Below are 26,487 nucleotides of genomic sequence, written 5' to 3' on the forward strand. Positions count from 1 at the left end.
GAATTTTAAAAAACGATAAGCATAGGACTAACCGTTTGTTAGGCTAACACACATATGGGCAATAGATAGCGGATTTTCGATCATCTTTGAAAGGTGAGTCAAACTTATTTATGGGAACCGCAAATGTCAGTTCATCTGCGGAAACATAGGGGCGTGCTGAAACATCGAACATCCCGATAATCCCTTTCGAGCTATCTGAATCCTTTTCAAGATAGGGGTTCTGGATAATAGAAGCGCATCCTGCGCCAAATGGCGCAATAACCCCATTGGGCTCGGATTCATCAAATCCACACAGGGTGAAAAGTCCTGACATGACATCAGGTCTTGCAAAGAAGATTACCACTTCGGGATTATCCGATTCTTCAAGCATATCCCATCTCTTAAAAACAATGTACTTTGCAGGCGCCCTGAAAACAGGCTGCTTATTCATCAGTTCCTTTACGAGTTCGGGGGATTTCTTGTACCGTTCGCCTTCCATTTCCCCGGGAATGCCGCATGAGAGGAAATATTCGAAGCTGGGCATTATCGTTTCAGAAAAACCAAGATATCTTTTTCCGCCGAAGCATCCAATGGACCCGATGTCGAAACAATAAGATTCACCTTTTCTTACATTCTGCAATGCACCAATAACGCATCTCGGGACAGTACCGGGTTTAACGAGCCTGGCATGACCCTCTTCCCCGGTATAATAAAATGCCATGGGAAGTTCTGCGTTATCGAAATATTTCTTCCAGAGTTGAATGAAGTTATTTTTGAAATTTATATCCATGAATTATTGCTCCTGTGTGTACTTAATTTCAATTATGTATCTCAATCATATACAATAATGCTTACGAACGATAAATTAAATGCATAAGTACGTGGCGTCATCATGAAAAATCCGAGAAGCACATCCATTAAAACAAGGATTGAAACTTAAAAATATAAACAAGCGGCTGCTGTGGCGGCGGCACAAAAGATATGTTGATTGTGTTGATGGTCATAGTAGTTTTAGCAATAAAATATTTTACAAGAGGATGAAAAAGAATCTCATCATTTTTTTGGATAAATCCTCAGGAAGATTTATATATAAAAAATTATTATATTCAATAAGACTTTTTAAAGTCAGGAGGCAAAAACTAATGGCAAAAAAAATGACAAAAGGAAAACCAAAACCCAAGAAATAATTAATTTGATTTAATTTCTTTTTTTTATATTCTTATTTTTTTCCCATGACATCTCTCATCATCTTGATCGAGCACAATTCCCCGCACATGCTACAGGTATCAACATTCTTGCTTCTTGCATGGATCGCTTTTGCTTTATCAGGGTCTATTGCATTTCCGAACTGACCGCTCCAGTCAAGATCGCGCCGCGAAAGTGCCATCTTGCGGTCATGGGCGCGCGCCCGTTCCCTTACCCCTTCTTTTGTAAGGTCGGCAGCATGCGCCGCAATTCTTGTCACGATCGTTCCTTCTTTTATATCCTCAACATCTGGCAGGGCAAGATGCTCGGCAGGCGTGGTCATGCACAGGAAATCCGCTCCATGCATTCCTGCAACCGTCCCGCCTATGGCTGCGGTAATATGGTCATATCCGGGCGCGATATCAGTGACAAGAGGACCAAGAAGATATATCGGTGCATTTCCGGTCAGGTGCTTCATTGCAGTTACTGAAAGTCCGATCTCATCAACAGGAACATGTCCCGGACCTTCAACAATAGTCTGGACACCCGCTGCCCGTGCTCTTTTAACGAGTTCGCCAAGGATTATGAACTCCTCAAATTTCGCCCTGTCCGATGCATCGTTTATGCAGCCAGGGCGCATGCCATCTCCAAGGCTTATGGTCAATTCATATTCCCTTGCCATCTCAAGCAGGTAATCATATTCAGAATAAAAAGGGTTCTCCCTGTTATTATGTTCCATCCATGATATCGTAAAAGCCCCTCCGCGGCTCACTACATCAAGTATCCTGTCGCTGTTTTTCAGGCGCTGGAATGAGGATAATGTCACCCCTGCATGTATCGTGATAAAATCAATCCCGTCTTCTGCATGTTTCCTTACTGCATTGAACATATCATCAGAAGTCATATTTTCGATACTATTGCCAGCAGCCTGGTATATCGGGACAGAGCCGACAGGAACGCTCACCGAATCCATGATACGCCTGCGGATCAGATCAAGGTTTCCACCCGTAGATAAGTCCATAATGGTATCTGCACCGTATTTTTCAGCTGTCCTGGCTTTTTCAACTTCAGCTTCGATATCAACATTATCCCTGGATGTACCCACATTGGCGTTGATCTTTGTCCGCATCATTTTACCTATGCCGATAGGATGAGATCTGCTCTTCAGATTCCGCGGGATGACAATTAACCCCTGCGCAATGAGTTTTCTTACAATCCCGGCATCAACCCCCTCTTTTGCAGCTACGCTTTTTATCTCTTTTGTTACTATCCCGGAGTGTGCCATTTCCATTAAAGTTGTCATTTCTTCCTCGATCCGAACATTTTGCGATACAGGCTTGTTTCGCGTTTTCCCTTTTTTCGTTCTATTTGCTCTTTGATCTCTTCATGCTGCCGGGGCTGTTCAGGTTTTTTTAGTTCTGGTTTTGATTCTGGTTTTGGTCCTGCTTTTAGTTCTGGTTTTGGTTCTGGTTTTGATTCGATAATTGTTTTAGCTTTATCAATAATAGCCCTGGGAGATTCGAGAATATTCCTTGCATTGTCAATTATTTTCCGGGAATTAATAATCGATTTCTCATCAATTCCTGTCGGTACTACTCTTGTCTCCGGAATTTGATCAAGATGGTCTTTGACGACAGGAACACTTGCTCCACCGTGCTTGCTTTTTCGTGTTCGTATATCCACAAGGATGGGGCGCTCAATGTAGGTGCTTACGATCATCGCCACACCGGGTGAAAGACTTTTGATATCATCTTCAACATCAGAACCTATGCCTTCAAGCCCTTTGCTGATGGCTTTCAAGTCGTTGGGATTTGTCACTTTCATTATGATCTGGGTATTGCACTGCGAAAGGATATTCTTGTCAACACGCGCAGGACGCTGCGAAACAACCATGAGACCAAGCCCGAATTTTCGCCCTTCGGAAGCGATCGTCCGAAGAATATCGGTGCTGACGGTTCTCTCAAATCCTTTTTCGGGGCAGAAATTATGCGCTTCTTCAATTACAAGCATGCACGGGGGAACTGTATTGAGTTTTCTTGCATCGAAAATATCGGCACATAATTTCGCCACGATCATGGCCTGGAGGTCGGGATTAACGCCTTTCATATCGATTATCGAAGCCCGTCCGTCCTGCACAAGTTCATTTATCGTAGTTGGCTTATCTGCAAGAATCCCGGTTTCCCGAAGCGTTTCAAGCTTATTGATCACATTCCACTTGGCTTTGCTCTTATTCTGGCCAACCTCAAATATAATGTCGTCAATAGTATAATTCTGTTTTTCGACTTTTAGTTTTGAGACCGCTTCGAACAATATGCCTGTCTCGTTCTGTGATCGTTCATCCGAGAAAAACTGCGATAATTCCTTAATACTAAGATTAATTCCGTTTAACCTGAAAAGAGAATCCGCAGCAGGATTGAGTACCTTATTCGCTGGCGTATAAACTGTTACCTGCGATGCATACCCTTTTGGGGTTAACCCATAGCGTTCAAAAGATGAAGGTTTATCATCATTCGGGAGTTTAAGGGTTGCATATTCCCCGTGAGGGTCGATTATCAGAAGCGGAACGCCCTTATCAAGAAGCTCTTCAAGAATTACGCCCCCTGTATAGGATTTCCCAGCTCCTGTTTTTGCAAGGATGCTGCAATGTTTCTGCACAAGATTATTTGCATCAAGATTTACCCGGACGGTTTGCCCGTCAAGAAGCCCGATATAAACATCCCCGCGCATAAGACCCAGGGTCTGTTTAATCAGGACATCATCTGCCTTGAATATTTTATCACCAGGGCTGAAAGGTGATTTGGGGACGCGTAGCACGCCGTCTTTATCCCGCACACCTATTACAGTAGCATCAGCGATAATATGTTCATCCATATCGCCTATTTTTGATGTGCCCTCAGCAGCGTCCACAGCTTCTTCCACCGAGAAATCCTCGCTTGAACTTGTGATCGTTGAGACCTGGGCAAGCGCCCAGCCATCAGATTCATGCCAGACCTTGATATAGTCAGCTCTCCTTGTTGCCAGGCTGTCAGAAACAGCAAACCTGAAACCTGTTGAACTTGTCTTTCCGAATATTACGCCGATTGAGTCCTTCGCCATTGTGCACTGAAATTAATTCAGGAGAGTATTATACTTTCGATAAGGCAGCTTTTGTAATGTAATTTTCCTACTCACGTTCTCCTGCAGGCGCGTATTTACATCCTTCAAGTCCGCAGTATCTCCCGACATAATCAGCTTCAGGCCTGTAAATGACAGCTTTTGGCTGCGCCTCGGCAAATATCTCTTCGATAATGTGCGCGCACCATCCGGAGATTCTTGAAAATGCAAAAACCGGGGTAAAGAGGTCCGGATCAATTCCCATAACGCAGTAAATGGAAGGACTATAAAAATCCACATTCGGATATATTTCCTTTCCTTTGCGATTCTTAAATTCCGTCCGGACTACATTTTCAATTTTCCTGGATAATTCAAACCATTTTGTATTTCCTGTCCTTTGCGCGAGTTTTTCCGAAATATCGGAAAGTATCTTTGCACGGGGGTCCCATGTCTTATAAACCGCATGCCCCATACCCATGATCTTTTCTCCCGCATCCAGTTTTGAATTTATCCACCTCTCTACTCTTTCGGTTTTATCAATATCAAAAAGCATTTTCATTACCTGGGCATTGGCGCCGCCGTGAAGTTCTCCTGAAAGCGCAGCCAGCGCCGCGCCAGTACATGCGTACATATGCGCCCGTGTCGAAGCCACAACCCTGGCAGCGAAAGTAGAGGCATTAAAAGAGTGTTCCGCATGAAGCACAAGACATATATCAAAATCCTTTGCAGTCTGCATATCAGGTATTTCCCCATTAAGCATATACAGGAAGTTTGCAGCAGATCCCAGTTTTTCATCCGGTTTTCTGATTTCAAGATTTTTCCTTATCCTGTCCCAGTATGCAACAATGGTTGGCATTTTGGCGATTAGCTTTAAGGAGGTTTTTACCTGTGATCCTTTTGTATTCAGTCTTGCCGCATCATCGAAATCTGCAAGCATCGGTATCACTGATTGGAGAACATCCATGGGATGGGCAGTCTTTTTCCTCTTTTTCATGTGCCTGACAATCCCTGCAGGAAGGTTCCTTTCAGAAGCGAGCATTTCTGTAAATATTTCTAATTCTTTCCTGTTAGGAAGGTTCTCATAAAGCATTAAATAGGCCGTTTCCTCATAAGTTGAGTTCTCAGCAAGTACTTCTATATCATATCCACGATAGATCAATCTGCCATTTTCCCCATCTACCGCGCTTATTCTTGTATCAGCGACCGGAACGCCTCTTAGTCCGGTATCCTTGGTTTCCAGCATTATATAACCCCGCTTTTTAGAAGGGTTCGGCAGCTAATAAGTTTTTTGGACAAATAGGCGTCTATCGTACATCATTCACAGACAGGAATTATCCTGTCTTTCAGTTTTGTTTCAAGATCCTGGTTCATTGTTTCAATAACATTGCTGATAATACCCTCGACATCTTTTTTTAATCTTTTGTCATTTTTAAAAAAATCATTGTCTGTCTTTGAATTATATTGTGCACCATGCGTTGCATATATGAATCCGAACGGAGCAAGGATATAACCCATTTGTTGAAAGTAAAGAAAAATGTCCATTGCTGTTTTCACTCCTCCATCCTCATGGCCATTGACTAAGATCCCGACAACTTTCCCTGTAGTTAAGCCTTCTTTTTTCAGCAAATAAAGGTTTTGAAGGCATGTCAGCCTGTCCAGGAAATCCTTTAATCGCGCAGACATATTATTCCAGTTAATGGGAGAACCGATAATCACTGCCCTGGAATCAACAATCATCTCATGGAGTGCAGGCGCATCATCAAGCTGGTTCCTGCACGGGTATGTGCATGCTGAATCCCTCATACTGTAGCAGCACCAGCAGTGCTGGATATCCAATTCGTTCAAATTCAACCGCCTGTAATTCACTTCTTTTCTTTTAAGGGCTTTTTCCGCCAGATCCACTAAAAGGCCAGTATTGTGACCCCTGTGAGAACTTCCGTTTATCAATAATACTTCAAACTTTTCTCCATCATATTTGAGTTTTTGTTTATCCTTTAGTTCCGAATATTCTTTAAAAGAACTGCTGCACTGGGGACATTCGTCAGGAGGTTCGTTTCCCGTATGAATATAACCGCATACGCTGCATTTCCAGGTTTTACTTTTTTGCAAGCTGATCCTCTTCATTTCCACGGATGCAATAGAAAACATGTTTAAATCCCATTTTATCATGAACCGGACAGCCTGGGCACAGACATCCTTTTTCCACTTTAATACACTTGCTTTTTCCTGTTGTTGAAAGACAAAATGCTATTTCTTCTTTGCATTCGATATAAGTGGGACATCCCCTGCACATGCATAGCTTTACGGCTGCTTTTTTATCCATATTAAACCTCTTATAAAGATTTCAATATTGATTCTATTGATTTCGACATATTTGTATATTTGGGTTGGAATGACAAAAATATATTTTCACAGTAATGGTATAAACCGTCTAATCCATTAGTCTGAATATAATGTTGGTCAATATCTCGAAGGGTTTAGTAACTAGGAATGAATACTTCCCCGATCTCTTCGCCATCTCGAACTGCATTTCTCCCTTTAATATCGCGAACTTCATTTTTGTCTCGGAGAAGTCTGTATCGAAGGTAAGGACATGATCCGAGATCAGGCTGTCCGGGGCTTCCCATTCCTTTTTTATCCTGCTTTTTACCCTCTCATAAAGGGCAGTTCCAGGCAGAGGATAAGGCATGGTGAAAGAGAGGTAATCAAGAGGAAGAGAGACAGCAAAACGAAGTGTATCAAGCACAGTATCATCGTCTTCTCCTGGATAGCAGAGAATGAAAAAAGCCCCGGTCCGAAGACCGGCTTCATGGGCTGCATAAACTGCCCTGCGTGCTTTTTCCAGCGTGATCTTCTTGTTCATAAGTTTTAACACCGAATCGTTGCCAGACTCTATACCGAAGTATATCTTATCACATCCTGCGTCCTTCATAGCATTAGAGAGTTCTTTATCGATCGAATCGACTCTTCCCAGGCATTCCCATTTGAATCGAATACCCCTTTTCCTGATCTCGTCACATATCTTGAGCACACGTTCCCTGTTGAGCGTGAATACGTCATCAGCGAAGTGAATGCGATCGTATCCGAAGGAAAGAGCCTGTTCGACCTCATCCACTACATTTGCAGGGGATCTTTCTCGATAAGAAATCCCAAAGACAGCATTACTGCAGAACTCGCAACTAAAGGGACAGCCCCTGGTTGTGAATACGGTGGTCGTAGCATGCCCGAACCTTTTCTTCCAGTAGTCAATGTATCTGTCATTTGGAAACAAATCCCTTGCTGGAAAAGCAATTCTATCCAGGTCAGGTTCTAATTTGCGCGGTGCTGTGAAAACTATTTCACCTTGCGTCCCTCCCGACCAGCCATTATTCCCTCTGCGGTATACGATTCCCTGTATGGACTCAGGATCACAACCGTTCTCATATACCCTGAGCAGTTCTAACATAGCATATTCCCCTTCTCCCTTCACAACAACATCAAAGTCTTTCACGAATGAGCCAGGATCACAGGAAGGAAGCGGACCTCCGGCAATAAGAAGATCACAGCTATCCCGTAAGTGTCTTGCGAACCAGATGCTATCATTGCGCATGGTCACCATGCTGTATATCCCTACAACATCCGCTTTAATACTCATGGCTTTCTTTAGGGCATCGTCCCTTTTCATAAAGGTACAATCAAGGAAATCTACATGGTACCCTGCGTTCCTGAGGGATGCTGCCACATATCCTAACCCAAGTGGAGGAAAGCGAAAACTCGTCCTTTTGTGCGGCTGATTGAAATAAGGGTATATGAGGAGAACGCAGGTCATTTCGGCGCTCCAATCCGGATATCGTAATCAAAACAAATAATGCCCTGAGATAACAAATAGGCGAATCCGGACCAGGCCAGGCGTTCCTCTACAAGCTCCCGTCCCCTGAACATCCTGGCTCCCTTTACTTGGTTAAGTGTGAAAGCTATGTTATCGCAAGAATCAACGAGTGATGCCTCATCCGCAAATATCTCATCCCATGTCCCTATTGCATTTCCCCTGAGGAATAACCCGTTTGAATCGCGGTAGCTGTCAAAGTTGTTTGCGCCCAGTTCGTTCATGATATTTACCTCTGTGCATCTTTCTTTTTTCACATTGTTTATATCCACACTAACATGAATCGTGCCCTTTTTGATATTGATTGTATTAACAACACTTGCAATACCTTTAGATGCAACCTTTTCGAATCTGGTCTTTATATCACAGGTACGCCTTAATGAATTAGAAGATCGTACGAGGAATCCTCTCAACAGTGGATATTCCCGGTGCAACCAGGAGAAATATTCCTTTGTTTTGTAAAAAACTTTGCTGTCTATCCTCTTGCAGCTTTTCACGGCCATTCTCTCTACTAAGTTCATATCATAATCGATCTTAACCACTATTATATCACTATCTTTTTCAGCAGTTACGCACTTATTTCCCGGAAAAATAGTCTCATGCCCGAACTTGAGTACAGGTACTCCGAATCCAATACCCTCTTCAGATAGATCTCTATTTTCATGAAAAAGCACAAGTCCCTTCTGTATCCTGCTGGCAGGATAGTCTCCATGTTCAATTCCAGTATCATTGATATGGAGACATAATCCTTTTGTTATTTCGATTCCCACCCCTGCGGGGATGTCGCTGGTCATCAAGAAATTATCAAAGGGTTCTTTCATATCTGCCGTGGTCACTTCCATAACAATGTCTTCCAAGATTTTTTAAGTTAACTGGATTCTCATTCAACACAGCACAAAAGGAAAAGCTATTTAATCATTGGTGAATGGATATTAAGCGGAGGTTAGAAAACATGGCAGGTAAAACCCTTTCAGAGAAGATAATTGGGAATCATTGCGGTAAAGCTGTAAATGCAGGGGAAACCGTTATCGTTAATGTTGATCTGAGCTACGTGCAGGATGGCACAGGCCCTCTTACTATACGAAGAATGAAAGAGATGGGGATAGAAGTGGCGTATAACCCGAAAAAGACCATATTTTTCCTTGACCATGCTTCTCCAAGCCCAAGGATGGAGTTGAGCAACGATCATGAATTCATGAGGGATTTTGCAAGGAAGTCAGGCATAATATTATCCAATGTAGGAAATGGCATATCACATCATAATTCCCTGGAAAAATATGCCTGCCCGGGTGATGTAATTGTCGGGGCTGATTCCCATACATGCACGAACGGGGCCCTGGGCGCATTCGGGACAGGAATGGGAAGTACTGATGTGGCAGCAGCAATAGCCCTCGGAAAGACCTGGATGAGGGTACCTGAAACGTATCTCGTTGAAGTGAACGGGAGACTGCAAAAAGGAGTATATTCCAAAGATATAATTCTCTATCTCATAGGCACTATCGGCAGCAACGGGGCTACTTATAAAGCGCTGGAGTTTACGGGTGATACGATTAATGATATGAGTACTGCAGGCCGGAGCACAATGGCAAATATGTCAGTCGAAGCCGGAGCTAAAGCCGGTATTTTTCCACCTGATGAGGAGACCCGGAATTTCCTGAAAGCCATGGGCAGGGAAGAGGCATTCAGGGAATTGAAGTCTGATGAGGATGCTGTTTTTGAAAAGAAAATACAGATTAAAGCAGATGAGCTTGAACCTTTAATCGCAGTTCCGCATCTTGTTGATAATGTCAAAAAAATCAGCGAGATCGGAAAAGTCAAAGTCCATGAGGTTTTTATAGGTACTTCATGTAACGGTCGCCTTGAAGACCTCCATATTGCCGCATCGATACTGAAAGGCCATACGATCAATCCCGATACGAGGGCCATTGTGACTCCGGCTTCAAGGAGGGTTTATATTGAAGCATTAAAAGATGGGACAATTGAAACATTTATGGAAGCAGGCGCACTGGTTACAGGTGCGGGATGCGGGGCATGCGATGGCGTACATATGGGTATCCTGGGAGATGGAGAGGTTTGCCTGGCCACGCAGCCCCGGAATTTTAAGGGAAGGATGGGAGATCCGGACTCTTTTATTTATCTTGGTAATCCGGCTGTTGCCGCAGCTACAGCCCTGGCAGGAGAAATATCCGACCCCAGAGAGGTGATGTAAATGGGAAAAGCATGGAAATTCGGAGACAGCATCAGCACGGATGTAATTGCTCCCGGCAGGTATTTCCATCTGCGCTCTAATCTTCCTGAACTTTCAAAGCATGTGCTGGAACCGGCACGACCTGAGTTCGCCCTGGAGGTGAAGAAAGGAGATTTCGTTGTCGCAGGGGAAAATTTCGGCCTGGGTTCAAGCAGGGAACATGCCCCTATGATAATAAAAATTGCGGGCGTAAAAGCAGTTCTGGCAAAGAGTTTTGCAAGGATATTTTACAGGAACTGCATAAATATAGGACTTCCAGCCATAACCTGCAATACGGATGAAATAGGGGAGGGGGATGAGCTTGAGCTGGATATGGAAAAGGGTTTGTTAAGGAATAAAACAAAAGGGATCGAATTGGAATTTCCACAGCTCCCTCCTGTCATGAACAGGATATTGCGGGAAGGCGGCCTTGTTGCTTATATAAAAGCGCATAAAAGCCTGGAAATTTGATCAATTCCTGACTGTATTTATTTTCTTATTCATTTCTTATTTATTTCTTATCAGTTCGATGCAATATTATACCAAACTGTAATGTGGCGACTTCTGTCGTAAAGTATTTATTCAATCTATATCCTTAACATTTAGTCATGGCCCTGAGTAATGTGACCTGGGCTTTAACAAAACCGCATTATGAATTTTATTATGAAGGGAGAAGTAATGAAAAAGAAAAAGACAAACGGACAAGCCAATAAACCGAACGATAAATTGCGGCAGGAGTTAGTGGATCATTTCCGTGAAAAGCGGGAACTTCTGAGGCAGCAATGGGTAGAGCAGATGATTACCAAGGGATTGCTCGCGGGTCTGAACCAGGAAGAGATTGAGACCGAATCGATCACGATCTATGATACCTGTATCGTCTGCCTGGAAACAGGAGAATATGACGGCGCCCAGACCTATGCCATACGCATGGCCGAACGCGGCGTGCTGCGGGGAATGACGAGCGAACAAATAATCGGCGGTTTGCTCACTCTTCGCGATGTGTATGGACGCAGCCTGTTTGAGCGATATCAGCAGGATATGGAGAGATTATCATCAGCACTGGATATCTACGAACCTGTTGCCAATAAGATTCTTTCCATCGTTGCACTCGCTTTTGTCGAAGAGCGTGAAAAAATAGTCCGCCAGCAGCAAGAGGCTATCCAGGAACTCTCAACTCCGGTATTGCAGGTTCGTGACCAGATGCTCATCCTGCCGATCATCGGAGTGATCGATACGCATCGTGCCCGCCAGTTAACCGAGCAATTATTGCGCACCATCCGCACCAGCCGGGCCAAGGTCGTAGTTATGGATATTACCGGTGTGCCGGGAGTGGATTCTAAAGTGGCTAATCATCTGGTGCAGACGGTGGATGCATCGCAGCTTATGGGTGCAACAGTCATCGTTACAGGTATATCACCTGAGATTGCCCAGACCCTTGTCACTCTTGGTGTGGACCTGACCAAAATGAACACCGTAGGCGACCTGCAAGGCGGGATTGAAGAAGCAGACCGGTTATTAGGCTACAAGGTTGTCAGGATAGATCCGGGAACTGGCTTTATTCGTAACGAAAAGGTGTAACGAAAAATGTCGGTTCCAATTCTTAAACAGGGTGATTACCTGATCGCTTCTGTTCAATCAGAGTTGAGCGATGCCGATTTGCTGAAATTACGGGATGACCTGGTAAATCGTGTAGGCGAGTTCCGTTCACGCGGAGTCATAGTGGATGTCACTATCCTGGATGTAATGGACTCGTTCGCGACCCGGACCCTGCGTTCCATGTCGCATATGATCATGCTGCGCGGTGCAAAAACAGTCATTGTCGGGATACAACCTGAGGTTGCATTTTCGATGGTGCAGCTGGGCCTGAAGCTGGAAAATGTAGCGACAGCGCTGGATCTGGAAGAGGGAATGGCACTCCTTGACCGTCAAACAAAAGGAGATACCAGGCGTGGCTGATGAAAATTGCATACCTATCAATTCCGAGATAGATATAGTGACAGCTCGCAAGAAGGGGCGGGAAATGGCCTCACAGTTAGGCTTCTCATCAACAGAATTGACCCTTATCGCCACTGCCATATCCGAGATAGCGCGTAACATCGTGGAATATGCCAGGAAGGGTAAAATCTCCCTGAGCATCGGCAAGCAGGGTGATAAACGAGGTATCATTGTAATCGGCTGCGATGAAGGACCAGGCATTCCCAATATTAAGCTGGCTATGCAGGATGGCTATTCGACAGGGAAAAGTCTGGGGCTGGGCCTTCCCGGAGCGAAGCGGTTGATGGATGAGTTTGAAATCGTTTCTGAAGTCGGGAAGGGAACAAAAGTAACTATGAAGAAATGGGTGCAAAGCCATGCCCGGTGAAGTGACCGATCCACTCGGGTTGATTGAATGGGGTTCTTCCATGATGCCATTTCCAGGACAGAATGTCTCAGGCGATAGTTTATTGATCAAATCGTTTAAAAGCGGCATCCTCATAGCTGTCGTGGACGGGTTAGGACATGGCTATGAAGCTGCTGCAGCTTCCAGGATTGCAATTGAAACGCTTGATACCAATACTAATACCAATACCGGTGCTAATGAACAAATTACCGCGATGGTCAGGCGCTGCCATGAGGCTTTGAAGGGAACACGCGGAGTGGTGATGAGCATTGCATTCCTGGATTTACCTGATAAGAAGATTACATGGCTTGGTGTTGGTAATATCGAGGGTATGCTGCTGCGGCAGGATACAAATTCAGTTATCACGCACGAGAGATTGCTGTTACGCGGCGGAGCATTAGGTTATCAACTCCCGCCACTAAAGGAAGCCGTTATCCCGTTTATACCGGATGATACGTTGATTTTTGTTACAGATGGTATTAAAAGCAGTTTTGAAACCGATATAAACTTGAGTGAAAAGCCGCAACAAATTGCTGATAATATCATGGCACGGTTTGCCAGAGGTACAGATGATGCACTGGTTCTTGTTGTGCGGTATGCAGATAAGAAATAACAATATATGCAAATAAGAGACAACACTGCGGATGAATTAAAAAAGCAATACATATCAGCGCTCCAGGATTACCTTGAAGAAGGAGAGGAAAAGTCTCTGGAACATGCGTATGAGCTTGGTCGAAAAGCAATAGCCGACGGGAAAGGTATCCTGGATATGGCAGCGGTTCACCAGGATGCGCTGGTTACGGTCCTGCCGCAGACAATAAAAAGAGGAGAGATAAAAGAAATTTTAAAAAAAGCAGCGCAGTTCTTCTCTGAGAGCATTGCACCGTTTGAAATGACCTTTCGCGGGTTCCAGGATTCTATTACTGAATTATATAACCTGAATAAAATTTTGGAACAATCAGAGATGAAATTCCGCTCAGTGGTACAGGCAGCAAATGATGCGATCATTTCAGGTAAGAGCAATGGAGACATCATTTCATGGAACAAATGCGCAGAAACCATATTTGGCTATTTCGAAGGGGAAGTAATTGATAAACCGCTAATCATCCTGATACCTGAACGGCTCAGGTATACCCTTTCCAGAAGACTGGAACGATTAATGTCGGCAGGTGAATCCGAATACAACAAAAAAATGTTCGAATCTTACGGGCGCAAGAAAGATAGAAGTGAATTTCCAATTGAGATTTCTATTGCAGCCTGGAAAACAGAAGAAGGAACATTTTACACCTGTATCATCCGCGATATCACTGAACGTAAGAGAGCGCAGGAGAAAATACGCGAACGTGCATCGCTTCTTAATATAACGCACGACGCTATTGTGGTCAGGGACTTAGAACACAGGCTTACCGACTGGAATAAAGGTGCGGAGAAATTATATGGCTGGACCGAAGATGAAATCAAAGGAAAAAATGCAAATGAGCTTCTCTATAAGGAAGAATCGCCAGGTCTTATGGAAGCCAGAAAGACCGTTATTGAAAGGGGCAAATGGACAGGCGAGCTTCGCCAGGTAACAAAAGATGGTAAAGAGATCGTTGTGGATAGCCGCTGGGTACTTACTTACGATCGTGAAGGTGCACCAAAATCTATTCTTATCATCAATACTGATATAACCGAGAAAAAGAAGCTTGAAGCGCAGTTCCTGCGGGCTCAGCGTATGGACAGCCTGGGTACGCTTGCAGGAGGAATAGCGCACGATCTTAACAATATACTGACGCCAATAATGCTCTCGCTGCAAATATTAAAAGAAGAACGCCTGGAAGGGGATAAGCTAAAAATGTTCGATATACTCGAAAGGAATACAATGCGCGGAGCTGATTTGATAAAACAGGTGCTATTATTTGCGCGGGGAGCAGAGGGGGAACGCAGGACTATTCAGGTAACATATCTTATCTCAGAAATTGGGAAAGTTACAAAAGAGACGTTCCCAAAATCTATCGAAGTAAGGTTCAATATATGCACCGGGCTGTGGGAAGTCACCGGAGATGCCACACAACTATATCAGGTTCTCATGAACCTGTGTGTGAATGCACGGGATGCGATGCCAGAAGGTGGAATCCTGACCATATCTGCTGAAAATCTTTTCATTGATGAAAACCATAAGCGGATGAATATCGAGGCTAAAATCGGTCCTTACATTGTAATTACTGTCACTGATACCGGGACAGGAATCCCTCCTGAAATACTGGATAAGGTTTTTGAACCGTTCTTCACTACAAAAGCGCGCGGTAAAGGCACCGGTCTTGGTCTTTCAACGTCTATCGGGATCATAAAAAGCCATTCGGGATTTATAGAAGTAAACAGCGAAGTTGGAAAAGGAACAGCATTTAAGGTATATTTGCCATCTGCTGCAACAACAGGAACGCAAAAAATAGAAGCACAGGAGCTTAACCCGCATACTGGAAATGGGAAAGTGATTCTTGTAGTTGATGATGAAGTTTCAATTCGTGAAGTTACAAGGATGATTTTAGAAACAAATGGATACAGGGTAATCACGGCCGCTGATGGAGCTGAAGCTATCTCATTGTATAAGGAGAAAGGAACGGAAATCAAAATTGTTCTTATGGATATGGCAATGCCAGTTATGGATGGCTATTCATGCATTCGGGCGCTTCTTAAAATTAACCCGGAAGTCAAGATAATAGCAGTAAGTGGTTTAATAGAAAAAGGGAATTTTTCGAAAGTTGCAAAACAGGTAAATACTTTTTTAAAGAAGCCTTACAGTGCTGAAGAATTATTGAAAACCATAAAAGATATCTCAGGATCAAATTATTAAATCTTCCTTTTCAACATCCCTATCTCGCAATGAAAGTCCGGATACCTTGAACTTTGACCCGTCCGCAAGAAGTGCTTCCTCGTGACCCTGCATCCGTGCGGCTGCAATCCGGCCGATGGCATCGGCTTTCATTATACCGCTTCCTGAAGTCCCGCTGGCCCATGTAAGGTTTGCTACAGACTCAATAACAGGGGTCATATCAGGCCAGTGGTAATCATAATATCCTGCCCATTTAAGGGACAATGTAAAATCCAGTCCCGGGAAATAGTGGCCTAAGACAGGCTCTATTGCGTTCCGGAAATAAAGAGGATCAGGTTCCGGGTCTGACATCAGGAAGGGCTGGCCCAGGTCATCAGCGCAGCCAACTATTATAATATTTTTATCAAGTACTGGTTTTATATAAACCCCGCCTGCCGGAAGTATTATTGCAGGTCTTATTGTTGATATTGAATCCACAAATCCGGCATTGTTTTTTAACTTTAAAGCGAAGAGCTGCCGCTTTTTGGGAAATATGCCTGAAGCGATACCAACAGGTGCAAGCAGTTCATGCGTCCAGGCGCCGGTCGCTATGATGAACTCTTTTGCATAATAGGTATTTCCTTTCCGATCTATGATCCCATCAATAAAAACGTCATCCCAGGGTGCATAGCAGCTGTTTTGTCCTGTTATAATAAACTCTTTAATGTCTGTATTGAAATTTATTTCTCCTCCCATGGATTTAAAAAGAGATGCATAGTGCTGTGCAAGTGCCGTTGCAGAAAGAGAACCGCATAGATGGCAGAAAATCCCGGAATTAACATCAGGGAAATGACCTTTTGCCTGATAGTTTATACTGAGAATGCCTGCAATTCTGTCCCTGTCCAGGATTTCAAATTTATTCTTTTCAGGATCAAGCTTCTGGATGGCTTTCTGGGAGGCATTCCATTGTTCTTTCGAGAACAACCAGAGATAACCTATCGGATCAATCTGGATTTTTGAGCCCAGTTCAAGATAATAGCTGATAGAGCTACCCGCAAGCACCCGGTTTGTACGAGATGAAAAAAAGTTCCTGAACAGAGCCGCACTCCTGGCTGTATTTCCTGCACCTGCTGTGTGATTCCTGTCAATGAGCAGGATCTTACTGCCAGGTAGCGCTTTTTTCAAGTAGCAGGCAGTTGCGCTCCCTATGACGCCAGCACCGATGATTATAAAATCAAAGTTCATGATCATAAACCCCTGTACGTGGATGCGTGCGGATTACCAGCACGGTCCATTTCTCGAGTCAGGGCATATCGTGGATTTAGAGGTTCTCGCAAATCCATAATTCGCACCTTCCATCCTGGCGCCTGTCATGTTTGCGCCATCAAGATTGGCGAAATTTAGATTAGCGCCATCAAGATTCGCATAGCTCAGGTCTGAATATTTCAGGTCGGCAAAATTCATATTTGCGCCATCCAGGCTTGAATTACTAAAATTTGCATTTTGCATGCTTGCAAAATTCATATTTGCGCCATTTAACATTGAATTACTAAAGTCTGAATTATCAAGATCGGCAAAGTCAAAATTATTATCCCCGGGATGGCTATTATTAAATATAGACCACCTCAGGCTCTTTTCCAGTGCATCCGGTGCAGGGTAACCATTCCAGGCCAAAAAAATGGTTCCGGTGATCAACAAAATACTAAGAATTACCGCTAATACATACATAATACCGGATTCGGAACGCCTGGCGAGTATCTGGATGCCAGACAATATGAGTATTACAGGCCAGTATTGCCATAAGCTGCCCCATATCTCCCATGGAAGTGATCCCAGGTTATTGAACAACAGGATAAAGCCAATGGTCAGAAGAAGAAGTGGCCCCACGTATCCCGGTTTCATATTATCAGCTCCAACGCTTTATCAGCAACCACACTCCAACAAGAATAATAATTATCGGCCAGAGAATATCTCTATCAATCCATGGTATCAAATGAAGATTTTCAAGAAGGAAATAGATACCAAGCAGAATAAGGATTATACCGAACCAGACTGCACGCTTTGAATGTTTTTCTTCGGTTTTCCTTGAAAAAGCCTGCCCCAATCCTTCGCCAGTTTCTTTTACACGTTCACCTATTTCCTGTACATTCTCCTGGATAGTTTCTTTTGGCGGCTGGCCGGCTTGCTCAGCGTTTGGCATTATTATGACTAATATTATGTATAGCAGCAAACCGATGCCATTTAAAAATACAAGCACGACGAAGATAAGCCTGACAATGACTGAATCAATCCCGAAATACTCGGCAATTCCGCCGCATACACCATCAATGACCTTGTCTGTTTTGCTTTTTGTAATGCGTTCCCCATGCATATTAATGATACCTCCTTAACAAATTAAATAACGATAGTATCTTCATTCAAGATAAAAGTTTTTACATCAGCTCGATGAACTCCTGAACCTGACATGATTTATTCATCTACAACAATCTTTTTCATCAACCATGCCATATTTTCTCCGAGATTCTTCATTGTCCGGATTCCCTCTTCATCTGTCCGGACATCCCCGATCTGTCTTCCAAGACCCATGTTCCAGTAACTCGCACCCGGAACGATCATCTGGCTGATATGAAAGAAATGATTGATCGAGTCAAATCCATGGATCGCACCGCCTCTTCGATGCCCATCTTTTTTGTCTAAACATTTATAACAGGCTGTGCATCCCCGGATTTTTTCTCCTGAAAGTTCTATCAGTTCTGTTTCTATCCCGGCTTTCTCCAATTCATTCAACACATATTTAATAAGAATTGCAGTATTTCCTTGCTTTCTGGCGCTTCCATTAATTGCTATTACTTTCATTTTATCTTTTCCTCTATTCTTATCGTTTCAAGTTGTGCTATCCTCTTTTTAAGTTCGATCATCTTGAGTTCACGCCCCACAAAGAGCCGGTTAATGCGTTCAATCTCTACTGTTTTCTTTTCGAGTTCCGCAGTTCGCTCCTTTACCATATCCTCAAGATGTTCGCGGTATTTTTTTAGTTCTTCTTCCACTTTCTTACGCCCGGTCAGATCAAGACCGAAGGTCCAGTTCTGTTCGCCCGTCGAAATGAAACTCCATGAGATGTATTTCTTTGAACCATCTTTGCAGGTAACGACAACTTCCATCGGTTCTATTTCCGATTTTGTTTCGATCGCCTGCCTGATCTTAGTTTGCCATTCTTCTTCGACCCTTGCGCGGTATTTTTCGTCAGGATAAGCCAGATTACACCATTTTTCCGCAGTTGGAACATCTTCTAATGTATAACCAAATAATTTAGTGAATGTGGGGTTTATGTATTCGGCTTTTTGCTTTATTCCAACTGACATGCATATAGCCAGAGGTGATGTTTCAGCCATAGCCCTGAACTTTTCCTCGCTCTCGCGCAGCATTTCTTCCCCACGCTGGATATCGGTGATATCTCTTCCTGTAGATAGTGCCCCGGTTACATTTCCATTTGAATCTTTGAGAACACGGCACCACCATGCTAAAAGACGCCGTTCGCCATCTTTTCGTCTCTGCCAGCTCCCAACATAAATAACATCTTCTCTTCCAGCAAATAAAGGCTGTACTATGTTGTAAGTTTTTTGTTCACCTTCAAAATAGAAAGAAGCTTCTTTTCCGATAACATCATCACCAAAGAATTCAAAACCAGCTTTGTTTGCCCATGTGTATATTTTGTTAATATCAACTTCCATAATAATATCCGGGACAGCAGACAGTATTGCTTCATAACGTAAAGATAAGGATCGCAGTGCCTCCCCGGTAATTTTCTGTTTTAGCCTTCCTGCCGCTTCTTCAAGTTCCCGCTCAATAGCAGGATTCAGGCGCCTCAGGTCGTCCTTCCTGACATAATCCTGTGCCCCTGCTTTCATAGCATCAACCGCCATATCTTCCCCGATCCTGCCTGAAACGAGGATAAAAGGCACATCGATCTCTTTTTTTTTCAATAATTCCAAAGCGGAAAGTCCGCTAAATCGAGGCATGACATAATCAGAGATAATGAGATCCCATTTCTTTGAATCAAGAGCTGTGCTCATAGCATCAGCATTATCAACACGCTCATATTCTGGTTGATAGCCTCCCCGCTTTAATTCTCTTATCAGGAGCAGAGCATCGTTCTGCGAATCCTCGACTATCAGAACCCGGAGTTGTTTGCTCATATTTTATCTTTTTTATTAATTGAAGTTATAGAACTATAAAGTTTTATTTATCATTTATTTCCTTTATTAAAGGGTGTTCAGGCAGATCATCCAAAAGAATTGTAAATTCAGAATCCGGGTTTAGTTCGATCAAATGAAGCGTATTTTGAAGGGCAACAGTCAGTGATTCATAATCCGGATCATTCATCACTTCTGCATTGAAAGGAAATGTTTCTTTGAGTTCTAATGGATATGGGCCAAAAGGGGGCTTGAAATCAAACACCCAGTCAAATTCAGCCTCATTTTCAAGTCTTTTATTCCTGACAAGGACCTTTCCATTAATATTCAGATTTTTGAGTTTATTCCTGTGCCTCAAAACCTCAGGCCTCAGGGACGATTCCGGTCCGCTGTAAAAGAATGTTGACCTTGATAAAGGCTGGGTTGTTTCGATCCATCCTGAGTGTTGTGATAGCGCCCTCTTCAGCCCGGATAATAATTGAGGGTGCGCCCTGCATCTATTTTCCACAAGTTCCCACAGGCTTCCTTCCTGTATCGCCTGTTTTACAACTCGTATTTCCTCAAAGGTCACATAAAGATTATGGCGCGCCAGCAGCTCTTCACGCTTTTCGCTTTCAAACAATTCCCGGGCACTCAGGGAACTGCATACCGGGCAGGAACAGGGCAGGTACTGGAGATTTTCAATATGATACGTACCCCGCGCTGTCATGTATCTCCCATCCTTTGCGTAGAGGGCATAAGATGCGGAATCAAAAAGATCACAGCCTAAAGCCACGGCAAGAGACAACATCATTGGATGCCCGGCTCCGAAAAGATGCACCGGGGCTGCTGGTGATAGTCCTTTTTTAGAAGCAACAATAACATCCACAAGTTCAGAAAACCGATATGATTCCATAAGAGGTACAACTGCCCCAAGAGGATAAACATCAAAATCAAGCAAGCTTAACTCGCGCGCACATCTCTCCCTCAGGTCAGCAAAATTAGAACCCTGGACAGGCGCAGCAAGAAGCATATCCTTTCTTGATCCTAAAGCCTCTTTTTCCCGGGCTATTGTTTGTTCAAGTTCAGACTCGGCACGAATTCGTGAAACGTCCGGAGGTGTAGGAATATCAAGAGGTACGCCAATATCTGAGCCAATATCTTGCTGGAATTCGACTATCTGTTTATTATTTACTTCTACTTCCCCGTATATCGATAACTGGTATGAGCCTGAGTCTGTCATTATAGGGCCATCAAACCCGATAAGCGAATGTAAGCCTTCCTTCAGTGCGCGTTCCCTCAGTTCCGCATTTCGGTAAATTATATATGAGTTTGTTATGATGATCCGGGCGCCGAATTTTTGAAGTTCTGATGGCTTGATCGTCTGGATATTGGGATTTACTACAGGCATGATCGTGGGTGTCTCGATGATCCCGTGACGGGTTTCTATCCGTCCGATACGACCGGCACAGTCCTTCTGGAGAATTTCGAAGATTGGAGGCATTATAGCCTGATATTGGAATGAGGAGTATATTAGGATGAGGTATTAAAATCCAATATTTTTTCCAGATATCAGGAAATATACGAGGCCAGGTCAAAATCATATTCCTTTTCTTTCCCGTTTGCCTTTACCCCTATGTGCATTACCGGATCATCGTTTTTACTTACTACCGGAAAACATATCCCTGTTTTTTTATTGGCATTTGGGAAAAGCTTGAAGAAATTTTCAGTATCGCATTGACTATTTAATTGTTTAGTATTATATAACCCACCGTATTTATCAAGTTGTTTTCCATCTTTTGTGACAATAGTCCTTCCTGTAATTTCAAAAGTTACACTGTCATTCTGATTATTCTTAATATCGAGATTAACGAGTGTACAGGGCGATTTAGCATCAAGGGAAATATCAAAACAGTCTTTCAGTATCCTGGCCTCGCTGAGGTTGATATCATAGTTTGGCGGTTTGAGGTTTTTATCCATGAAGTCGTTATAAACCCTGATGATTTCCAGATAGGCATCAGTGTATAATTTCGAGATTTTATCCACTATTCCATTAACACCTGATTTTTCAACAACTGATCCGATGCTTCCTGAACTGAGCACTAATAAGATAGAAACAAAGAGAAGAATGCGGATATATTTCATTATTTCACCGGCACTGATTCTGCTTTTACCGCTTTTTTCTTTCGGACTCTTTTTTTCCCTGGCTTTTCAGTTTCCCCGATCAACGGTTTAGCTGGTGAAACTATGGATTTCTTAATCGTTGAACCTGATTTCTTCGTGGAGATCTTTCTTCGTCTCTTTTTTTCTTCTTCGATCCCTGTCAACGTGTCTTCAAGCTTAAGCCCCGAAACATCTTCCGTCATTGTTACTGTTACATTAATGTCTTCTTTTGCATCAGTTTTTGTGATATCTGGTTCTGTTTTCGGAATTTCATCTTTGGTTTTACTCTCCTCCTGGATATTATTTTTTATCTCGTGTATTTTATTATCCACGTCCGGAGAGATTTTTAAATCTCTTTTCTGCCTTCGGATTTTCTCTTCAATACTGATTGTTTCCCGGTCCGGTTCTGTTATACCAGCATCTGTTGCAGGTTTCATCAAATCCTTGATCTGATGAATATCTACGTTATTCAATCCGGGATTTTCAAACCTGAATTCCGGAGAGATCTCAGCGATATCCTTATATTCAATTTTTTCTTGTTCTTGTTCTGATTCTTGTTCCTGCTCTTGTTCTTGATATTGTTTTTTTTCATGGGATTTCCTGAGCAATACAAATAGATAAATCGCAATAATAAAAAGAAAAACAATAATGATGAAAAGCGCGATTTCAGCTGTACTCATGGCATCTCCATGATATATATGATTATAATGATCATATTTAATTCTTTTGATTACAAAATATCATAGGATTATACAATAAATATTATACAGTATCATATAATTTATTTATCCCCCTGATCCATATCACCTAATTTCCAGCCCAGGTATTCCTTTATTATAATATATGCCATTTCAGGAGGGATCGCCCCGACCTCCGTACATATAAGATCGATATATTCGCGCGGCGTTACATCAAAAGCAGGATTTTTCACAGATACGTTTGAGAATTCCCGTAATTTTTCATCTGCTATTACTTCAGAACTGTTTCGTTCTTCTATCTCAATAAGCTCACCCAATAATGATTTTGGGCTGAATTTATAGGTCTCGGCTGCAATTATTACATTTTTCCTTGCTTCATGCGCAGCAAGGGCAAGCTGGGATGTGCCTATTTTATTTATAACTGAACCATTAGCCGTAACGGCATCTGCGCCCATCACCACAAGGTCAGCTTCCTTCATGAAATACCGGACAGCAGAGTCTACTATTAATGATGTTTTTATCCCGGTTTCATCAAGCTGCCTGATGGTCAGGTGTCCCTGCCATCTCGGACGGGATTCCGTAGCTATGACAGTGATATTTTTCCCATGCTTATGTGCGGCAGCCATTATTGAAATTGCGGCACTGGAGTTGCAGTGCGTCATTATCGTGTCGCCATCCCGTATCCTGTGTGCGCCGATTTCGCCAATTTTTAGCACGGCAGTTTCCGAATTTAGGATAAATCCATCTGCAAGTTCTTTGATATTTGCTTTTGCTTCATCGATGCTGTTGCCTTTATATTTCATCACAGCACGGACAGCATTTGGCAGTGATACTGCTGTGGGGCGCGTACTGATAAGAAGCCAGGCAGCTTCAGTCATCTTTTTATTGAATTCTTCAAGATTTTGTGTTCGGATGCGCTTGCTATAATCGCGAAGTTCGGCTGCCGCTGCCCGTGCGATTCTTCCTGCGCCCCTTATTTCCATATTCTTTATCTTTTTTGCTGTTTCTGAAAGCTGTTTCATTATTCCTCCAGCATCCGGTAAATCAAATCCATATTCACATGTGACCTGATAATTGCTGCAAGCTCCTCAATGCCATCTGCGCGGATTTTATTTTCATATATCAATCCTTTTTGATTATATAAATAACTGAGGAAAGAATTCCGGAAATTATCGTTCTCAAACAGCCCGTGAAGATAGGTGCCAATGATAATCCCATTCTCACTCACGCTTCCGTCATCCCCGAAAGCGGGCTTTCCTCCTTCTGTTTCACCCATATGGATCTCATATCCTGTAACGCGCTGGTCTTTTATTGGTCCAAGTATCGGTCCGTTTCCCGTAACTGGTTTTTCAACCTGGCGGGTTTGTTTTTCATATTTCCCAAACCGCGTAGAAACATTAAGGAGTCCAAGTCCCTTTATAGAACATGCGCCGCCTGATCCTTCTATACCACTGTCTGTTATTTCGTTGCCAAGCATCTGGTAACCCCCGCATATACCTATAATTGGAATCCCTTTTTTGGCCTCAGCGATGATCCTCTGTCCCACTTTGCCTGATAAAAGGACTTTCACATCATCCATTGTGTTTTTTGTTCCCGGTAATATGATGGCATCTGATCCGGAGAGTTCTTCACCGGGTTCAACATATTCAATATCGGCACAATGTTCAAGAGGCTCAAAATCAGTAAAATTTGATATATGGGGTAATCGTATCACTGATATCTTAACCGGATTGCCGTTATGGGTTTTGTCTCTAATGGAAACAGAATCCTCTGATGGTATCTTCAGGTTGGTATAAGGAATTACGCCCAGGACAGGGAGTCCGGTGATTTCTTCAAGCTGTTTTATTCCAGGAGTAAGTAGCTTTATATCTCCCCTGAATTTGTTTATGATAAGACCGGCAACAAGGGGTTTGATATCAGCAGGGAGCAATTGCAGGGTTCCGTAAATACTTGCAAAAACCCCGCCCCGCTCGATATCCCCGACCAGTATTATCGGAGGCTTGACCAGTCTTGCCATACCCGTGTTCACGATATCCCGGTGATACAGGTTTATTTCAGCGGCCCCTCCTGCTCCTTCTATTATTATTAATTCGTGCTGATCGCATAGACGCCCGAAAGCCCCGGAAACAATCGACATGACATCATCTATCGAATCGTAATAATCCCCTGCTTCCTTATCGGCTACAGGCTTTCCAAGGATTATCACCTGTGACATGTGATCTCCTTTAGGCTTCAGTAACACCGGATTCATGTCTGCTGTTGGTTCGATCCCTGCTGCTTTTGCCTGGATTGCCTGTGCTATCCCGATTTCGCTGCCATCATGCGTTATCCATGAATTAAGGCTCATATTCTGCGCCTTAAATGGGACAACGGAATATCTTTTTGAGAGGATCCTGCAGAAGGCTGTTACAAGTATGCTTTTTCCCACATGTGATCCCGTACCCACGATCATGAGGCTTTTTGTATTTTTTTTCATTTATTTTCCTTTTCGAATATCCTGCCCCTGTAAGCTTTCCAGATACCTGCTGCCAATATAAATACAAGGGAACCAGTCCCCACGCTGTCTGAAATATAACCATAAGCGGTCTTCCAGTTCTCACCATAACTGCCAAAACCATAATCAAATGTCCATAATAATTGATTTGTCTTGCTCATTTCAAGGCTTGCATCAATAAAGGCTATTTCATTGTACACCGGATAAAAAAGTACTACTCCGCCGTCGAACATATCAAGAATAACATGAGATGCAAAATATACGGCAGCTATTAAGAATATTGCCCGCATTTTCTTAATTGACAGACCAATAAAAAATAGTATTGCAGGAATAAAAATATTATGTAAAAGCGCCCTGTGTTCAGCCGCAAAAGTGTCAATATCAGGCAAAACCGCAAGTGGTAACAGCAAAAGGATATATTTATAATCCTCTTTCCTGCCCACCATTATAAGGGCAAGAAAAGGAATTATTAAATGTATAGCCCAATTTGGCATTTTAGAATATTTTCCTTATCTATTCATTCGGTTTTGTCAACTCTTGTAACTCGCAGCAATGCATTAAGAGGAACGCCTGAAATCTCATCAAGTCCTTTTTTATCAATAAGTACCGCTATCGCTACTGGTTTTGCCCCAAGGTTCTCAAGAACTGCTATGGCTTCTGTAAGAGTCGTTCCTGATGTTACAACATCGTCAATAAGTACGCAATTCTTTCCTGTAACCTTTGCAAAGTTCTGGCTTACTGTTCCGCCTGTTTCCTTTGATTCCGGCTCCCATTTCTGTTTATTCGGATGGTATGTAGCAAATTCAACCCCTAATTCATCCGCTATCAGGTTAGCAAGAGGTATACCGGAAAGTGCAACGCCCACTATTACATCAATATCGTTTTCTGTCTTGCTCAGGCATTCAATGACCATATCGGTCAATGAGCTGGCGATGAATCTCTGCCTGTTTGAGCTTCTTCCGATGTTGCTCCAGTCAATATAAATATCCTTGGGAGCTGCGGTGGCATCACCCTTTTTGGAATGGACAAGAAGCCATGTTGCTGTTTCACGGGATACATTTAATTCATCAGCGATCTGGCCTGTCAAGAGCCCGCCAGCCTGGAGTTCTACAGCTTTCTGGATTAATTCATCGATTGTTTTCATAAAGATTTCACCGGAGGTGATAATAATACTTTTTCTTTGTATTTAATAGATTGTCTGGCAACCCCCGAATTTATAAAATATATCCTGCCACTCCAATTTATATTATTTTTTGATCTGGGATATGATTTTTTTACCGGGAATTTTATAAGCCCACCTATTGAAACTATTTATATAGTATATTTTATCATGGCTGCTATTTTCAACGTATTGTATATCTCCTTCATGTACTTCGCCTGACTCAAGTTTAAATCTGACAACATCCCCAATAGTGTATTTCATATATTCACCCCACAAGG

26 protein-coding genes and 1 pseudogene are annotated in these 26,487 nt (G+C 43.0%); 7 read left to right on the top strand and 20 right to left on the bottom strand.

What is annotated here, in order from left to right; translation table 11 throughout:
* Nucleotides 1-43: 43 nt before the first annotated feature.
* The 8 genes and pseudogenes from FIB07_09480 to FIB07_09515 all read right to left on the bottom strand — a co-directional run bounded on the left by FIB07_09480 (nucleotide 44) and on the right by FIB07_09515 (nucleotide 8,964).
* Nucleotides 44-769, bottom strand: a complete 726-nt coding sequence (locus tag FIB07_09480) for a hypothetical protein (protein NJD53083.1) — start codon at nucleotides 767-769, stop codon at nucleotides 44-46.
* A 429-nt stretch (nucleotides 770-1,198) separates the two neighbouring features.
* A complete protein-coding gene (gene thiC, locus FIB07_09485; protein ID NJD53084.1) occupies nucleotides 1,199-2,467 on the bottom strand; it encodes a phosphomethylpyrimidine synthase ThiC in 1,269 nt (422 codons plus the stop codon).
* A 323-nt stretch (nucleotides 2,468-2,790) separates the two neighbouring features.
* Nucleotides 2,791-4,260: pseudogene (locus tag FIB07_09490) on the bottom strand (ATP-binding protein).
* Between the two features lie 67 nt (nucleotides 4,261-4,327).
* Complete coding sequence (locus tag FIB07_09495; GenBank protein NJD53085.1) at nucleotides 4,328-5,497, bottom strand: citrate (Si)-synthase; 1,170 nt, start codon at nucleotides 5,495-5,497, stop codon at nucleotides 4,328-4,330.
* 74 nt (nucleotides 5,498-5,571) lie between these two features.
* A complete protein-coding gene (locus FIB07_09500) occupies nucleotides 5,572-6,381 on the bottom strand; it encodes a flavodoxin (protein ID NJD53086.1) in 810 nt (269 codons plus the stop codon).
* Entirely contained in the window at nucleotides 6,353-6,580 is a 228-nt protein-coding gene (locus FIB07_09505) for a DUF2769 domain-containing protein (protein NJD53087.1), read from the bottom strand. Before FIB07_09505 ends, FIB07_09500 begins: the two co-directional genes overlap by 29 nt.
* Before the next feature lie 108 nt (nucleotides 6,581-6,688).
* The gene (locus tag FIB07_09510; GenBank protein NJD53088.1) at nucleotides 6,689-8,065 is read right to left on the bottom strand and encodes a B12-binding domain-containing radical SAM protein; all 1,377 of its coding nucleotides are present in this window, start codon (nucleotides 8,063-8,065) and stop codon (nucleotides 6,689-6,691) included.
* Nucleotides 8,062-8,964: a hypothetical protein gene (locus FIB07_09515; protein ID NJD53089.1), complete on the bottom strand. Its 903-nt coding sequence runs from the start codon at nucleotides 8,962-8,964 to the stop codon at nucleotides 8,062-8,064. Before FIB07_09515 ends, FIB07_09510 begins: the two co-directional genes overlap by 4 nt.
* 110 nt (nucleotides 8,965-9,074) lie before the next feature.
* Between FIB07_09515 and FIB07_09520 the strand changes: the two genes are divergently transcribed.
* The 7 genes from FIB07_09520 (at nucleotide 9,075) to FIB07_09550 (ending at nucleotide 15,562) form a co-directional block, all read left to right on the top strand.
* Entirely contained in the window at nucleotides 9,075-10,331 is a 1,257-nt protein-coding gene (locus FIB07_09520) for a 3-isopropylmalate dehydratase large subunit (protein NJD53090.1), read from the top strand.
* Entirely contained in the window at nucleotides 10,332-10,820 is a 489-nt protein-coding gene (locus FIB07_09525; GenBank protein ID NJD53091.1) for a 3-isopropylmalate dehydratase small subunit, read from the top strand.
* A gap of 207 nt (nucleotides 10,821-11,027) precedes the next feature.
* Nucleotides 11,028-11,927 (top strand): STAS domain-containing protein, encoded by a 900-nt coding sequence (locus FIB07_09530; GenBank protein NJD53092.1) that lies wholly within the window; start codon nucleotides 11,028-11,030, stop codon nucleotides 11,925-11,927.
* Between the two features lie 6 nt (nucleotides 11,928-11,933).
* A complete protein-coding gene (locus FIB07_09535; protein ID NJD53093.1) occupies nucleotides 11,934-12,305 on the top strand; it encodes an STAS domain-containing protein in 372 nt (123 codons plus the stop codon).
* Nucleotides 12,298-12,711: an anti-sigma regulatory factor gene (locus FIB07_09540; protein NJD53094.1), complete on the top strand. Its 414-nt coding sequence runs from the start codon at nucleotides 12,298-12,300 to the stop codon at nucleotides 12,709-12,711. Before FIB07_09535 ends, FIB07_09540 begins: the two co-directional genes overlap by 8 nt.
* On the top strand, nucleotides 12,701-13,342 hold the full coding sequence (locus FIB07_09545; GenBank protein ID NJD53095.1) for a stage II sporulation protein E (SpoIIE): 642 nt from the start codon (nucleotides 12,701-12,703) through the stop codon (nucleotides 13,340-13,342). The genes FIB07_09540 and FIB07_09545 overlap by 11 nt, the downstream gene beginning before the upstream one ends.
* Nucleotides 13,343-13,348: 6 nt before the next feature.
* Nucleotides 13,349-15,562: a PAS domain S-box protein gene (locus tag FIB07_09550; protein ID NJD53096.1), complete on the top strand. Its 2,214-nt coding sequence runs from the start codon at nucleotides 13,349-13,351 to the stop codon at nucleotides 15,560-15,562.
* On the opposite strand, the gene FIB07_09555 is transcribed toward FIB07_09550, so the two are convergent.
* From FIB07_09555 to FIB07_09610, 12 genes are all read right to left on the bottom strand, one after another.
* Entirely contained in the window at nucleotides 15,551-16,771 is a 1,221-nt protein-coding gene (locus tag FIB07_09555) for an FAD-binding oxidoreductase (GenBank protein ID NJD53097.1), read from the bottom strand. The genes FIB07_09550 and FIB07_09555 overlap by 12 nt on opposite strands.
* Nucleotides 16,772-16,798: 27 nt before the next feature.
* Nucleotides 16,799-17,422 (bottom strand): pentapeptide repeat-containing protein, encoded by a 624-nt coding sequence (locus FIB07_09560; GenBank protein ID NJD53098.1) that lies wholly within the window; start codon nucleotides 17,420-17,422, stop codon nucleotides 16,799-16,801.
* Nucleotides 17,423-17,426: 4 nt separating this feature from the next.
* Nucleotides 17,427-17,891 (bottom strand): PspC domain-containing protein, encoded by a 465-nt coding sequence (locus FIB07_09565; GenBank protein NJD53099.1) that lies wholly within the window; start codon nucleotides 17,889-17,891, stop codon nucleotides 17,427-17,429.
* Nucleotides 17,892-17,989: 98 nt separating this feature from the next.
* Nucleotides 17,990-18,376: a flavodoxin family protein gene (locus FIB07_09570; GenBank protein NJD53100.1), complete on the bottom strand. Its 387-nt coding sequence runs from the start codon at nucleotides 18,374-18,376 to the stop codon at nucleotides 17,990-17,992.
* Entirely contained in the window at nucleotides 18,373-19,716 is a 1,344-nt protein-coding gene (locus FIB07_09575; GenBank protein NJD53101.1) for a PAS domain S-box protein, read from the bottom strand. The genes FIB07_09570 and FIB07_09575 overlap by 4 nt, the downstream gene beginning before the upstream one ends.
* A 43-nt stretch (nucleotides 19,717-19,759) precedes the next feature.
* Entirely contained in the window at nucleotides 19,760-21,196 is a 1,437-nt protein-coding gene (gene tgtA / locus FIB07_09580) for a tRNA guanosine(15) transglycosylase TgtA (GenBank protein ID NJD53102.1), read from the bottom strand.
* A 68-nt stretch (nucleotides 21,197-21,264) separates the two neighbouring features.
* Entirely contained in the window at nucleotides 21,265-21,837 is a 573-nt protein-coding gene (locus FIB07_09585; GenBank protein NJD53103.1) for a hypothetical protein, read from the bottom strand.
* Nucleotides 21,837-22,535 carry a hypothetical protein gene (locus FIB07_09590; GenBank protein ID NJD53104.1) on the bottom strand — a complete coding sequence of 233 codons (699 nt, stop codon included), beginning with the start codon at nucleotides 22,533-22,535 and terminating at the stop codon, nucleotides 21,837-21,839. The genes FIB07_09585 and FIB07_09590 overlap by 1 nt, the downstream gene beginning before the upstream one ends.
* Before the next feature lie 101 nt (nucleotides 22,536-22,636).
* On the bottom strand, nucleotides 22,637-23,575 hold the full coding sequence (locus FIB07_09595; protein NJD53105.1) for a ribose 1,5-bisphosphate isomerase: 939 nt from the start codon (nucleotides 23,573-23,575) through the stop codon (nucleotides 22,637-22,639).
* Complete coding sequence (locus FIB07_09600; GenBank protein ID NJD53106.1) at nucleotides 23,575-25,029, bottom strand: cobyric acid synthase; 1,455 nt, start codon at nucleotides 25,027-25,029, stop codon at nucleotides 23,575-23,577. The genes FIB07_09595 and FIB07_09600 overlap by 1 nt, the downstream gene beginning before the upstream one ends.
* Complete coding sequence (locus FIB07_09605; GenBank protein NJD53107.1) at nucleotides 25,026-25,541, bottom strand: hypothetical protein; 516 nt, start codon at nucleotides 25,539-25,541, stop codon at nucleotides 25,026-25,028. Before FIB07_09605 ends, FIB07_09600 begins: the two co-directional genes overlap by 4 nt.
* A 23-nt stretch (nucleotides 25,542-25,564) precedes the next feature.
* Nucleotides 25,565-26,191, bottom strand: coding sequence for an orotate phosphoribosyltransferase-like protein (locus FIB07_09610; GenBank protein NJD53108.1), 627 nt, complete (start codon nucleotides 26,189-26,191; stop codon nucleotides 25,565-25,567).
* Nucleotides 26,192-26,487 lie beyond the last annotated feature (296 nt).

The organism is Candidatus Methanoperedens sp. (genome assembly GCA_012026795.1).
In the GTDB taxonomy this organism is placed as follows: Archaea; Halobacteriota; Methanosarcinia; order Methanosarcinales; family Methanoperedenaceae; genus Methanoperedens.

Excerpts from the sequence above, each read along its gene's own strand:
- FIB07_09605 (NJD53107.1), bottom strand. The coding sequence starts at position 25,541 with ATGCCAAATTGGGCTATACATTTAATAATTCCTTTTCTTGCCCTTATA.
- FIB07_09590 (NJD53104.1), bottom strand. The coding sequence starts at position 22,535 with ATGAGTACAGCTGAAATCGCGCTTTTCATCATTATTGTTTTTCTTTTT.
- tgtA (NJD53102.1), bottom strand. The coding sequence starts at position 21,196 with ATGCCTCCAATCTTCGAAATTCTCCAGAAGGACTGTGCCGGTCGTATC.
- FIB07_09510 (NJD53088.1), bottom strand. The coding sequence starts at position 8,065 with ATGACCTGCGTTCTCCTCATATACCCTTATTTCAATCAGCCGCACAAA.
- FIB07_09500 (NJD53086.1), bottom strand. The coding sequence starts at position 6,381 with ATGAAGAGGATCAGCTTGCAAAAAAGTAAAACCTGGAAATGCAGCGTA.
- FIB07_09575 (NJD53101.1), bottom strand. The coding sequence starts at position 19,716 with ATGAGCAAACAACTCCGGGTTCTGATAGTCGAGGATTCGCAGAACGAT.
- FIB07_09555 (NJD53097.1), bottom strand. The coding sequence starts at position 16,771 with ATGATCATGAACTTTGATTTTATAATCATCGGTGCTGGCGTCATAGGG.
- FIB07_09570 (NJD53100.1), bottom strand. The coding sequence starts at position 18,376 with ATGAAAGTAATAGCAATTAATGGAAGCGCCAGAAAGCAAGGAAATACT.
- FIB07_09550 (NJD53096.1), top strand. The coding sequence starts at position 13,349 with ATGCAAATAAGAGACAACACTGCGGATGAATTAAAAAAGCAATACATA.
- thiC (NJD53084.1), bottom strand. The coding sequence starts at position 2,467 with ATGACAACTTTAATGGAAATGGCACACTCCGGGATAGTAACAAAAGAG.
- FIB07_09520 (NJD53090.1), top strand. The coding sequence starts at position 9,075 with ATGGCAGGTAAAACCCTTTCAGAGAAGATAATTGGGAATCATTGCGGT.
- FIB07_09585 (NJD53103.1), bottom strand. The coding sequence starts at position 21,837 with ATGAAATATATCCGCATTCTTCTCTTTGTTTCTATCTTATTAGTGCTC.
- FIB07_09560 (NJD53098.1), bottom strand. The coding sequence starts at position 17,422 with ATGAAACCGGGATACGTGGGGCCACTTCTTCTTCTGACCATTGGCTTT.
- FIB07_09565 (NJD53099.1), bottom strand. The coding sequence starts at position 17,891 with ATGCATGGGGAACGCATTACAAAAAGCAAAACAGACAAGGTCATTGAT.
- FIB07_09595 (NJD53105.1), bottom strand. The coding sequence starts at position 23,575 with ATGAAACAGCTTTCAGAAACAGCAAAAAAGATAAAGAATATGGAAATA.
- FIB07_09480 (NJD53083.1), bottom strand. The coding sequence starts at position 769 with ATGGATATAAATTTCAAAAATAACTTCATTCAACTCTGGAAGAAATAT.
- FIB07_09530 (NJD53092.1), top strand. The coding sequence starts at position 11,028 with ATGAAAAAGAAAAAGACAAACGGACAAGCCAATAAACCGAACGATAAA.
- FIB07_09600 (NJD53106.1), bottom strand. The coding sequence starts at position 25,029 with ATGAAAAAAAATACAAAAAGCCTCATGATCGTGGGTACGGGATCACAT.
- FIB07_09515 (NJD53089.1), bottom strand. The coding sequence starts at position 8,964 with ATGGAAGTGACCACGGCAGATATGAAAGAACCCTTTGATAATTTCTTG.
- FIB07_09535 (NJD53093.1), top strand. The coding sequence starts at position 11,934 with ATGTCGGTTCCAATTCTTAAACAGGGTGATTACCTGATCGCTTCTGTT.
- FIB07_09610 (NJD53108.1), bottom strand. The coding sequence starts at position 26,191 with ATGAAAACAATCGATGAATTAATCCAGAAAGCTGTAGAACTCCAGGCT.
- FIB07_09525 (NJD53091.1), top strand. The coding sequence starts at position 10,332 with ATGGGAAAAGCATGGAAATTCGGAGACAGCATCAGCACGGATGTAATT.
- FIB07_09505 (NJD53087.1), bottom strand. The coding sequence starts at position 6,580 with ATGGATAAAAAAGCAGCCGTAAAGCTATGCATGTGCAGGGGATGTCCC.
- FIB07_09545 (NJD53095.1), top strand. The coding sequence starts at position 12,701 with ATGCCCGGTGAAGTGACCGATCCACTCGGGTTGATTGAATGGGGTTCT.